Source organism: Calothrix sp. CBUCES-K 9914, assembly GCF_059640475.1.
The window spans coordinates 1-11,988 of the sequence record NZ_JBXXZH010000265.1; the positions used below are offsets into that span (position 1 = coordinate 1).

General features: G+C 38.1%; 8 protein-coding genes and 1 pseudogene. 7 read left to right on the forward strand and 2 right to left on the reverse strand.

The features are described 5' to 3' along the window. Positions 1–456: pseudogene (locus tag AC2JBO_RS36840) on the reverse strand (sensor histidine kinase); the annotation flags it as partial. A 563-nt stretch (positions 457–1,019) separates the two neighbouring features. On the opposite strand from AC2JBO_RS36840, the gene AC2JBO_RS36845 reads away from it, so the two are divergent. The 7 genes from AC2JBO_RS36845 (at position 1,020) to AC2JBO_RS36875 (ending at position 11,457) form a co-directional block, all read left to right on the forward strand. Beyond that, positions 1,020–1,601, forward strand: a complete 582-nt coding sequence (locus tag AC2JBO_RS36845; protein WP_496958592.1) for a hypothetical protein — start codon at positions 1,020–1,022, stop codon at positions 1,599–1,601. 309 nt (positions 1,602–1,910) lie between these two features. Continuing rightward, complete coding sequence (locus AC2JBO_RS36850) at positions 1,911–2,360, forward strand: hypothetical protein (RefSeq protein ID WP_496958593.1); 450 nt, start codon at positions 1,911–1,913, stop codon at positions 2,358–2,360. Between the two features lie 35 nt (positions 2,361–2,395). After that, entirely contained in the window at positions 2,396–3,319 is a 924-nt protein-coding gene (locus tag AC2JBO_RS36855) for a fimbrial biogenesis chaperone (protein ID WP_496958594.1), read from the forward strand. Between the two features lie 303 nt (positions 3,320–3,622). Next, positions 3,623–7,189, forward strand: coding sequence for a carboxypeptidase regulatory-like domain-containing protein (locus tag AC2JBO_RS36860; protein ID WP_496958595.1), 3,567 nt, complete (start codon positions 3,623–3,625; stop codon positions 7,187–7,189). 282 nt (positions 7,190–7,471) lie between these two features. After that, positions 7,472–7,819: a hypothetical protein gene (locus AC2JBO_RS36865; protein WP_496958596.1), complete on the forward strand. Its 348-nt coding sequence runs from the start codon at positions 7,472–7,474 to the stop codon at positions 7,817–7,819. A gap of 857 nt (positions 7,820–8,676) precedes the next feature. After that, positions 8,677–10,878 carry a polyphosphate kinase 1 gene (ppk1, locus tag AC2JBO_RS36870; protein ID WP_496958597.1) on the forward strand — a complete coding sequence of 734 codons (2,202 nt, stop codon included), beginning with the start codon at positions 8,677–8,679 and terminating at the stop codon, positions 10,876–10,878. 186 nt (positions 10,879–11,064) lie between these two features. After that, positions 11,065–11,457, forward strand: a complete 393-nt coding sequence (locus AC2JBO_RS36875) for a response regulator (protein ID WP_496958598.1) — start codon at positions 11,065–11,067, stop codon at positions 11,455–11,457. A 191-nt stretch (positions 11,458–11,648) separates the two neighbouring features. Here the strand turns inward: AC2JBO_RS36875 and AC2JBO_RS36880 are convergent, their stop codons facing one another. Further along, positions 11,649–11,831: a hypothetical protein gene (locus tag AC2JBO_RS36880; RefSeq protein ID WP_496958599.1), complete on the reverse strand. Its 183-nt coding sequence runs from the start codon at positions 11,829–11,831 to the stop codon at positions 11,649–11,651. Between the last annotated feature and the right edge of the window lie 157 nt (positions 11,832–11,988).

Consider the following 11,988-nt stretch of genomic DNA (forward strand, 5'->3'; position numbering starts at 1 on the left):
GAGTGCTGAGTGCTGAGTGCTGAGTGTTGAGTGCTGAGTGCTGAGTGCTGAGTGCTGAGTGCTGAGTGCTGAGTGGGTTTCTTTGTTTTTGATGCGAACAGTCTCACCGTTGCGGTTTGCGTGGATGGGGACATTTATTGGTTCGGGGAAGGTTGTCCAAAGTAGTTCTCCTGTTGGACTAAACCATTCGATATCAATGCGGTCATCTTCGACGGAGTTAGCGTTATTGCGAAAACTCGCTTCGATGTTTACACGGTATTCCTTTTTTTGATTATTTACTGATTCAATCACAAGCGCACGTTCGACGACTTCGACGACATGGTTCAAAGTATCATCAACACGTTCAACTAATGTACTGCGAACGTATAAGTATACACCGCTTGCGAACAATAGTAGCAATACCGCTGTAATTGAAGTGTACCAGAGCGCTAGGCGCCGACGAGTCGCTTGAAACATTTTTGTGTAGTAATATTATACCAATATATATAGTACAGCGCGTTTATTCCTGATTGCTTACTCTCTCCACAGATAGATAGTAACAATGAAGAGTGTCAATGACTTAAGTAACAAGCCGCTAAGAAATATATATAACTTCAGCACTTAACTTTACTCAGTAGCAATACTGAGTAGTTTTTGTCGTCAATGCTTGATAATTCCATATTCTCACTGAAGGTGGTTTGAGTACAAAAGGGTTAAATTCTTTATGTAATCAACCGATGTCAAGAAATAACAATTACACGGGAAGATTACTCGTTATGTTTTGTGTGGTATTTACTGTTTTTGATTTAAAGAGGAGTGGTGTATAGATAAAAAATTTATATATAGAGATAAACCCATCACATCTATATGATGTTGACGCATTGTATTTCATTGCAAACTCTTGGGCTTGCCAGGGAAGCTCTATCAAAAAATAATTAACAAAAAAATTATTAGCTTTGATGAGTACAAAGCCAGAGTTCTTCAAACTTACAAAGAGAAACTCTACTAACCTAATTGAAACTTTTGGAGAAATTTATCTCATGAATAAGAAGATTGCAGCAATCATTGCAGGAAGCATAGCAGCATTAGGTAGCGCAATTTTTGCGGCGCCTGCTCATGCACAAAGTGCAGCTTTACCAGTACAAGTTACAGTAAGACCAGCTATTTTCTTGCGTACATACAACGATTTGAAATTCGTCGTTAGCCAACAAGACTTGCAAGGTTCAGGTTCTGTAGATAAAACAGGTAGCTACGATGAAGCAGCAGGTACCTCATCTCTACCTACAACACCTCCTGGTAATACATCTAGTGGTTCTGTTCGTAAACAAATATCAGAATTGTATCAGGTTTGGGGTGGTAGACCTAGCACAGCAATATCTGTTACTGCAACTAAACCAACTCTTACTGCTAGTTCTAGTTCATCAGGTACAGTTGCTGGTGGTAATCAAGACACAGTAAATATGACTGTTTCACCTTCAACTACTACCAGTTATGTTCCTGCTGCTGGAAAAGCTTATGTTTCTGTTCCTGTTGAACTTAATTTCGCTTTCAGCAACCCATTGACAACAGCAGGTACAGTTTTTACTGGTGGTGAACTAACAATTTCTGTTACTACTCCATAACGTTCAAATTGTCATAGTTTCTGGTGCAGGCATTTAGGCCTGCTTCCAGTTTTTATAGACACAGATTGTAATGTCAACAAGATATAAGGTTGAAGACGAAAAGATGATTTTTAAATAACTTATGTCATTAGTTGTGATTATCATGTAATTAATAATTAATTATCAGAATTGATGACATAAGTGAACAATTTTTGTATTAAAAAAACTGCAAATTTTTAGATATTATTGACAACAATGAACTGCCGACATATTCTAAAATGCTACCTAAGCATAGTTGTAGTACTTTTATTTGCACCGCAGCCAAAAGTTATGGCATCTACTTTCAGTGGATGTAGCGCAGACCTTAACCTCATGGTCGCTGATGATATTGTGGCTTTAGATGCAGTAGATATTTTCGGTAACAGTTTAGTAGAGCGATTTGGTACACAAGACCAACCGCTACCAACAAATTCTCCTTATAAATCTAATTCTTCCAAGGAAGTAATTTGGAGGATGCGGGTACGTCAAAGTGATTATGATTCCTACTTGAGCCAAAGTGGTCGAAGTGTAACTTATACTGTAAGTCAGTTTCCGCCCAGTATATTAAAAGTAGAAGCTGTTCCAGAGAGAATTCAAAAATATCAAGATTGTCAGGGTGGTTCGGAACCAACTGTATTAATTCAGGGAAAAGCGACATTGATATTTGGTGAGTTGAATAAGTGGACAGTTGGTAATTACAGCCCTGTAATTAGTGTTTGTATCCCTGGTATTAAATGTTAATTCAAAACTTTTGTGTGACTCGGAGTCGAAAGAAAATGCTAATAAGAAAAGCTTCATCTTTATTATTAAGTACAATTACTTTACTATCTGGAATTTCAACAGCTAATGCAATTGAGATAGGTGTAAGTCCCCCACGTATGGAGATTAATTTGAATGTTAGAAATAGCCGTTCTAATGCAATCACAATTTCTAATTTATCTGACAAGCCAGTCGAAATGAAGGCTTATGTTAGAAATTGGGCGATGAATGAAAAAAATCAATTGGAAGATGTTGCATCTACCGATAACTCTTTAGACCAATGGATTATATTTACACCTTCTAGATTTACTATTCCTCCTCGCAAAACTCAAACTGTGCGCTTTGCTATTCGTCCCAAGGTTAAACCTGCTGCGGGTGAATATCGTGCTGTAATTTATCTGCAAGAAGCGGCACCTGCTTCGAGTTCTGATGCTGACAGCATTAATACGGTTGGTCGTGTTGGCGTTGTTGTTTATGCCCATGCTGGAGAAATTAAGCGGGTTGGTACCGTTAATTCTGTAGGTGTTGAAACTAAACCAAATCAAGTTCAAGCTGTATTCGATGTGTCTAATCAAGGCAACGCATACATCAGAATGGAAGGTCAATATGCAATTTGGCGTGCCGGAAAATATCCAGGCGCCAAAGCAACACAACCTTTGGCTGGTGTAGGTAATCCGAATACTAAGTTTCCAGCAGATATTGTCCAAGCTGGGTTAGTGGACTTAGCACCTGTTTTACCAAGTAACCGTCGTCAAATTGTATTGCCTTTAATCAAAAAATTACCTCCTGGTAATTACGTATTAGATATTAATGCAAATTTGAGCGGCACGGCTGTTGATAAAGGTATACCTTTTACAGTCCCAGCACCAACTTCTTTACAACCGGACACAAAACCCGCTCCAGTAGCAAATCTTAAGCCTGTTAGCTCCGTAGCTAAATAGCGAGAAAAACTAGTCATTACTCTACAAAACTTTTCACCTACTCACTCACCTCGACTTTATCCATTTTCCTTTAACGCTTAAGCGTAGGCTGAAACGTTTATGGAGCGTTACTTTTACTTTTTCGATTTTAGCGTAAACTAGTGACATGGAAAAAGTTTTTGCCGTCATCTACGATTTTCGCCGGATAAAGTAAACTAAGTTTTTAATTTTGGATAAAGTCGAGCTTACTACTTTATTTAATACTACTTATCTCAAGCATTTAACAGTGCTTAGTTCTAAGTTTCTATTCAAACATTTTTGCTTATGCTCTACCTAGTTTTACCACCCACCCCACCCCCAATTATCGCCACACTGGCGCCTCAAGAGGTGAGGAGCGAAGCAATGAACGGCTCAACTTCTCCCGATAATCAGCGCTTCAAAACTTCTACTCAAAATAGTGTCACTGCTAGGGTAGAGCAAGATGCTTGTCAGTCTGTCACATCACAGTCAGATTTAGTCAGTAATTTATTGAGCAAAATCTTAAAAGACTCCAGCTCGGTAAAAACTGCCTCCACTACACCTGTCGCAAAAAATTGTAATCAGCAAAGACTTAGCAAAAATACTGTTCGACCTACAACTAATGCTCAGGCAACTGACAAACAGTTGTCACAAAAATTTTCACACCAGCAGCGCAATACATCGAAAGTAAATTCTGTTGAAGACGCTTTGCCATTAGCAGCAGCTTCAAACGGTGATAAAGCTAATAGCACTGATACGGAAAATCAAGATTTAGCAAAACAGCAAAAGCAAGAAAAAGCAGTAGATAAAAACCCTATTGCTAAAATACTTGAAACAGTTCAAGAACTTATAAGTGTTTCATTGTATGCCTCAATAAACAATAGTACTAATAAAATCATTGCCAGTAATACTGGAAGTAGTAATAGTACTGGTACAGCTACATCTACCCAAGAAGATTCTCAAAAGATAGCTGCTGCTGATTCTGATACTTCCAATACTTCTAAATCTAGGGAAAACAACAGTAGTAATAATACAAGTACGACAAATACGCAGGTTGCTAGCAGCACACCTCTAAGTAACAGTACGCAAAAAATATTAGCAGTAGTTCAAGATTTAATCGTAGCTTCTTTACAAGCTTCACTTAATAATACTTTAAATGATGCAGTAAAGGCAGGAAGTGAAGCGGGAGAAATTGCACTAACCCCACCCCAATCATCAAATTCTAGCAATTCTAATAAAGTTGCTGCTAATAATCAAAAAAATTCTATTGCAAATCAATTAGTAGATAAAAAGCAAAGCTTAATAGCTACACTTAAAAATTCTGCAAGTCAAAATAATAGTTCTAACAATAAACCAGCTTTAGAATTAGCACAAGTACCAGATACTCCTTTTTTAGTAGGTGTGCTTATAAATGGGAGAGAAGCTGGAACTATAGATGTTCTTATTCAAAATAATACTTTATTTGTTCCAATAGAAGCTTTTGCTCAAGTTGCAGGTTTTACTATTGAGCAAAATAACAGGGTATTGAGCGCAAAAACACCATTAGGTACTGTTAATTTAAAGCCAGATGACCTCAAACAAATTAATGGAGTAATTTATATTAGTAAATTTGCTTTACAGCAACAATTAAAAGTAGATGTTGAATTAAATACGGCTGATATTAACTTACTCGTTGATTTACCTTGGCGTGGTGGTGGACAGTCTCGTGTTGCAGCCCAACTTAAACCAGATGCTCTTCCACCTAACACTGCTTTTTCAACTTTGCAGCAAGAGTTAAGTCTTACTACCTATTCTGGAAATACTGACATTCGTAGTTCAACACTTTTAGGTGGTAGATTAGCAGGAGGTGCTTGGCGCGCACGTTTAGAAAACGACTTTGAAAACACACCAAATCTTGCAGAGTATTTCTTTTACAGACGCGATGGTCAATTCCGCTATCAAATAGGTAAGCAGCAACTTAGTTTAAACCCATTATTGGACGGTTTAAGTTTAACTGGTTTGCAATTTGGTTATACTAATTTACCTGCTGAAAAGTTTGATAGTGGCTACAGCGCTAACGAACTGCTACCTAGACGCTCTAGAGCCGTACAAACATTCCGTGGTTCGGCGCCTCCAGCAAGTTTAGTACAATTAAGAGTTGGCAGCACCATCGTTTCACAGCAGCAAGTTGGATTTGCTGGACAGTATGAGTTTTTAGATGTTAACTTGCCAGCTGGTCAAAGTAATGAAGTTGAAATCTTAATTTTCGACCGTAATAATTTGCGTATTCCTAGAGAAATTAGGACTGTTACAATTAATGCTTCAGACTTATTATTACCTGCGGGTGGTAATGTACAGCTAGCTGGTTTAGGTTTAACTGGGAACTTAGCTCAAACATCTTTACTAGGTGATTCAAGATTTCAATTGCAAAATGAAGGGCAACTTGCTGGGTTCTATCAACTGCGCCAAGGTCTTAGCAATAACTTGACTTTTGAAGGTGGAGTACAAGCTTTACCCGAAACACTCCAAGCTCAAGCTGGTTTAATTTGGCGCCTAGCAAACCCAGCAATTCTTTCTGCTAGTGTTGGTAGCTCTAATGATAAAGTTGGTTATAGTGCCGATTTAGATATACAATTAGACCGTTTGCGAATCAACGCTAATTCTCAATCTTTACCACAAAGGTATTTTACTAGCTTTAGAAGTTCAAGAGAATTATATAATCATAGTTTAGAAGTTAAATATAACTTTGGTAATCGATTTGATTTAGGATTTGTAGCCCGCAATCGTCAATCGGAAACTGACTCAGCTAATTACATAATGCCAACCTTTACTGCAAGACCTTTTTCATCACTTTCTTTAAGCGGTAGACCTGATTTAGACGGAAGATATTTATTTAATGCTTTCTTCCAGCCTAATTTTTCAACCAGATTATCTTTTAATACTTATGGAGACATTTACGTATCCGATTTAAGCTATAAATTAAATAATAATTACCAGTTATCTTTTGGTGGTGAATTTGGTGGTAATGATGCTGCTCGTTACACTGCTCGTGTTGGTTATAGCCCTAATGACTTTAGAGCGTTTGGTTGGAATATTGGACTTGGAGTAACAGGAGATGGACAAATTGGACCTGTTGTTGGTGCAAGTATGCAAGTACTGCCTGGTTTGTTAGGAAGAATTGAATATCAAGGTATTCCTTCAAGAAGTTTGAGTTATCTTGGTGGTTTTGGAAATGACCGTTTATCAATCTCCCTAGTATCTGATTTATCTTTTGGTGGTGGTCGAATTGCTCCTTCTTGGAGTGGTGGTGTTAGCAAAGAGCGTGGCGCTATTTCTGGACAACTAGCTGTTGGACGCGGTGGTAAAAGCTTTGATTTAAGTGGATCGAATGTTAGAGTTTATGATAAACGTAATCAGTTAGTAGGTAGCGCAACAACAGATTCTAAAGGTGGCTTCATGATTGGCAATTTACCAGAAGGTACATATATTGTTGAACTTGAACCAGATGAATTACCTGTAGAGCTTTCTGTGCCAAAAACAAGTTTTATTGCTCAAGTTGCAAACTCAGCTGTTACCCGTCTTGATTTTCCCCTAAGAATGGAATTTGGTTTGGCTGGAAAAGTTACTGATGTAGCAGGTCAGCCAATATCACAGGTTAGAGTTGAGTTAAATAACCTCCAAGGCGCCAGAGTAATGTCCGCCGTTACTGATCAGTTTGGCTTATACCGTCTTGATGGTGTTCCTATAGGAAAATATACATTACGAGTATCACCGCAAGATGAACTCAACCGTAATGACTCGCTACCCAAGCGTACTGTTGAGATTACCAATGAGTTTGTTTATAACCAAAATTTACAGTTGCCTGTTTCTGCTGCAGCTAAGAAGAAGTCATAATGGTCTACTTCTCATATCAAGAAAGTACTTAATGTCAGTGATCTTGTTACGTATAAACACTGACTAAATTAGTCATATGGAGTATTAGTAGTTTTTTCGGTTTGTGTAAAAGACAATAGATGCTATCTGACCACACACCCCAATTACATAAAAACTATGTCTAATGACTTATTTCTAGAGTCGTAAACTCTATCTAAAGACATATAAGAAAAAATCTATACTTTGCCAAGATATAATATATTGAAGGTCAAAATAGATCCCTGCACTATAAATGTGTTGAACATGGAACTTTACACCTCGGACAATGGCTGGCAGGCTTGGGTTGCTCCTGACCCTGTTACAGTAAATTTTATACCTACTAGCCAAGAGAGATTTGTCATCGTTGGCTTTCTACCTAACGGGCAGTTCTACATTGCTCCCAACTCTTTTGAGAGTATGGAAGAAGCCCAATCTTTAATTTCAACTTTTGACCAACAAACTATTGCTTTTGAACTAGAAGGTGATTCAATCAAGGTATTTACTTGTTTTGATGGTAACTACTGGCAGCACATCTTTTCACCAAATGGCTTTCAATACGCATTACACCAAATTGACTATACCCAAAATACAACTCTGGCGCGCGCAAGTTAGTCAGTTGTGAACTTTTGTTTGGTGTTTCCTGAACTTGCGTATTTATCAAAAACTTCTATCTCTTTTCTCTCAATAGTTGCTCCTTTATAGTACACTTATTCGGAAGAGCAATTTTAAAGTTTTACGCGCATGGCTTTTTGTAAATGATAGTTATTTGCGCCTATAATTTCATTTGTATTGCTTTCTTGACCGAAGGTAATTGCAAATTAATAATTGATTAATTGCCTGGGGGGTACAAGCCCCCACCAAATCTTTGATTTGGTGGCACCCAATTAGTGACGGGTCCAAGCCCGCACTAATTGTCTTAATTGCGAATTGCGAATTGCGAATTGGAGGTGACAAATTTGGTTTTTGACTACGTTCCGGAGTGGCGCCAGTATTTTTCTCACTTTCGAGCGCTTCGGCATCAGCTAGTATAAATTATAAAAGTGATTCAACCCATGATGGCAATAACGGGATGGTCAATTTTAAATAGTCACCCACCTTACTTTTGTAACCAATAAATTATCCGTTACATCCTTTGTATCCGTTGCAAGCAACACCCCAAAATTAATGACATAGACTAGCAGGTGCCTCAAATAAATTTCTTTCTATTCTCTGTGTTATGTGTGATTTTTTGGTAAAGATAATTACATTGACTGCACAGGCAAGATGCCCATGCTACTCTGGAATGTCAATTTTGGATATTTTTTTACTTAGAGTTTTTTAGGTAATTTTGAAATCATCGCACGAAATTTTAAGTTTTGTCTTCTACCGTGAGAGATTTATGCTTATTCTGGCTTGTAATATAGAATATTCGTAGATTCATCTTTGATTAACGTTCACTAAAAGCAATACCTGCGTGTTTTGAGTGCATTATGGCAAAAACAAAGAAAAGTTCTAATCCTCTCAATCTCAGAGACCCACAACATTTTATCAGTCGCGAGCTAAGTTGGTTGGAATTCAATAACCGTGTGTTACATGAAGCACTAGACCCGCGTACTCCCCTGTTAGAACGTCTCAAATTCATGGGAATATTTTCTTCTAACTTGGATGAGTTCTTTATGGTGCGGGTTGCTGTATTGATGCAGCAGGTAGAAGCTAAAGTTACTCAGTTAGGACTTGATGGACGAACTCCACAGCAACAGTTAGATGATATTAGCTTTTCGCTACGTCCCCTGGTAGTTCAACAGCACCAACATTTTGAAAAAGTTCTGCGACCACAGTTAGCACAGAATGGTATTTATTTAGTTAATTACATTGAACTTAACGATAAGCAGCGCACTTATCTTGATAATTACTACGAAGAGCAGATATTTCCCGTAATTACACCATTGGCTGTTGACCCGTCGCACCCATTCCCCTACATTTCCAATCTCAGTTTAAATTTGGCTGTTGTTGTTAAAAACCCTGACACTGAACAAGAATTTTTTGCGCGCGTTAAAGTACCCAAGGTATTACCACGATTTTTATCTCTACCTCCAGAATTAGGAATTACTCATAACGGCAAACCTGCACATTGGACTGGTATACCCCTAGAACAAGCTATTGCTCATAACTTGGAATCTTTATTCCCTGGTATGACTATTCAGGAATATCATACCTTTCGCATTACGCGCGATGCGGATTTGGAAGTTGAAGAAGATGAAGCTGATGACCTGTTACTTGCTATCGAACAAGAATTGCGGAAACGTCGTGTTGGTGGAAACCCAGTACGATTAGAAATTCAGTCTCAAACCCCTGAGTCAGTACGTACTCGACTTTTAGAAGATTTAGAGTTAGATGAAATTGATTGTTACGAAGTTGAAGGTTTGCTAGGTTTACGGGATTTGATGTATTTTTTATCACTTCCTCTCCCAGAACACAAAGACCTCCCTTGGCAGGGACAAGTACATCCAAGATTACAGCGTATTCGTGAACAAAATATGAATACCCTGCCGATAATTGATACAGAAGAGGGTAAAGATATTTTTAGTGTAATTCGCTCTGGCGATTTACTAGTTCATCATCCTTATCAATCATTTTCGGCATCAGTCGCTAAATTTATTAGTAGTGCAGCACAAGACCCAGATGTGTTAGCAATTAAAATGACTCTTTATCGCACTTCTGGTGATTCGCCAATTGTAAATTCTTTAATTGCTGCGGCTGAAAATGGTAAGCAAGTATCTGTACTAGTCGAACTCAAGGCACGCTTCGATGAAGAAAATAATATATATTGGGCACGGCGCCTAGAAAGTGTTGGAGTACATGTTGTCTATGGCTTGGTTGGCTTAAAAACACACTGTAAAACTATATTAGTTGTGCGACGCGAAAAAGACCGTATTCGTCGCTATGTACATATTGGCACAGGAAACTATAACCACAAAACTGCACGACTGTATACTGATTTGGGATTATTTAGCTGCCGTGATGAATTAGGCGCCGATCTAACTGATTTATATAATTATCTCACTGGCTACTCACGACAAAAGTCTTATCGACAGCTACTTGTTGCCCCCGTCAATATGCGCGAACGTTTCCTTACTCTCATTCGTCGTGAAATCGAAAATGCTCATAACGGATTATCTGGACGTATCGTTGCGAAAATGAATTCATTAGTAGACCCAGAAGTAATTGCAACATTATATGAAGCATCACGCGCGGGAGTTCAAATTGATTTAATAGTTCGTGGTGTTTGTTGTTTACGTCCAGGGCTAAAAGATATTAGCGAGAACATTCGCGTAATCAGCATAATTGGTAGGTTTTTAGAGCATTCTCGCATTTATTACTTTTACAACAACGGAGAAGAAGAAATATTTATTGGTAGTGCTGATTGGATGTCACGTAATTTAGACCGTCGCGTTGAAGCTATTACTCCAATACAAGATGTAGATATTGCTAAAGATTTGCAAGAAATATTGGGAATCATGCTCGCTGATAACCGTTTAGCTTGGGAATTACAATCAGATGGAACGTATATCCAACGGCGCCCAGGTGATGATTGTCCAGAATCAAATTCGCAAAAAGCATTGATGTCAATGGTTTTAGGTTCTACTGGAGTAACATCAAATGTTGAACAGATAAAACCTGTACGGACTTAAGTAGAAGCTCGGTTTCTGGTTCTTAGTATTGTTAAAATTTCTGTATAAATTTTAGGTAACTTTAACCTAGAGATTTATGAAGATAGTGAATATTAGCCATTAAGTCACCCATTAGATAGAGTCGATTTAGATGAGCGTTCTCTTAAACTGTAATAGTTCTTCTCTATTATTCGTTCATTTATTTGGATGTTAATGTTGTCCTGTGAGCCTTCTACCCTGCGGGTACTTGTCGTTGATGACCATGAACTGACTCGTATGACCCTGCAAATGGTTCTGTCATGTCAAAAAAACATGCAAGTTGTTGGTTTAGCAACCAACGGTCAAGAAGCTGTTGACATGGTGAAACGTCACCGACCCGATGTAATCGTTTTAGATTTACAGATGCCTGTTATGGATGGTTGGACGGCATCGTGTAAAATCAAGGAAATTTCCCCCGATACTCAAATAATTGCCTATTCTTCAGTTGAAGACGCAAAAAATAAGGCTATTAGTGATATCGGGAACTGGGATGTCTTTTGTAAAAAGGATATACCTACGTCTGAATTAATTGCCTTAGTTCGAGAGTTGGGAAACCATTAAGTTGCTTGATAAAAATGCAGTTCTGTCATTTAAAACACTTTTTCTCACCACCAAGAGTATTTAAACATTCAATGCTCAAGATAAAAACCGTCGGTACTTATTTTTAGTTGATAAGTACCGACGTTATTTTAATATACCAGGGTGCAAACTTAATAATTTAGGTGTAAATGACGATGGGTTGAGCCGCAAACTTATAAACTGCCTGTTTGGGGGAAGGTGCGTCTATATTCATCAATTAACTCATCCATTTCCTCTAAAGCTTGATTTACATCGACTCTCAAAGCTCCAAGACTTGGTTGTTCAAGAAGTTGTAGTAGGTATTCTCGTTTTGTTTCAACGATAGCAATACGTGCTTTCAATGTTTGTACGTCCATATATTTTACACTTTAATCAACGCGCGACTGTTCTTTCTTAACTTAACGCAAAAATCATAAATAATTGGGAGTTAGGAGCTAGGAGTCAGGAGGTAGCACTCAGCACTCAGCACTCAGCACTCAGCACTCAGCACTCAGCACTCAGCACTCAGCACTC

What these genes read in the sequence shown, in the direction of transcription:
- AC2JBO_RS36850 (WP_496958593.1), top strand. Translation starts at nt 1,911, where the DNA reads ATGGCATCTACTTTCAGTGGATGTAGCGCAGACCTTAACCTCATGGTC.
- AC2JBO_RS36845 (WP_496958592.1), top strand. Translation starts at nt 1,020, where the DNA reads ATGAATAAGAAGATTGCAGCAATCATTGCAGGAAGCATAGCAGCATTA.
- AC2JBO_RS36880 (WP_496958599.1), bottom strand. Translation starts at nt 11,831, where the DNA reads ATGGACGTACAAACATTGAAAGCACGTATTGCTATCGTTGAAACAAAA.
- AC2JBO_RS36875 (WP_496958598.1), top strand. Translation starts at nt 11,065, where the DNA reads ATGTTAATGTTGTCCTGTGAGCCTTCTACCCTGCGGGTACTTGTCGTT.
- AC2JBO_RS36865 (WP_496958596.1), top strand. Translation starts at nt 7,472, where the DNA reads ATGGAACTTTACACCTCGGACAATGGCTGGCAGGCTTGGGTTGCTCCT.
- ppk1 (WP_496958597.1), top strand. Translation starts at nt 8,677, where the DNA reads ATGGCAAAAACAAAGAAAAGTTCTAATCCTCTCAATCTCAGAGACCCA.
- AC2JBO_RS36860 (WP_496958595.1), top strand. Translation starts at nt 3,623, where the DNA reads ATGCTCTACCTAGTTTTACCACCCACCCCACCCCCAATTATCGCCACA.
- AC2JBO_RS36855 (WP_496958594.1), top strand. Translation starts at nt 2,396, where the DNA reads ATGCTAATAAGAAAAGCTTCATCTTTATTATTAAGTACAATTACTTTA.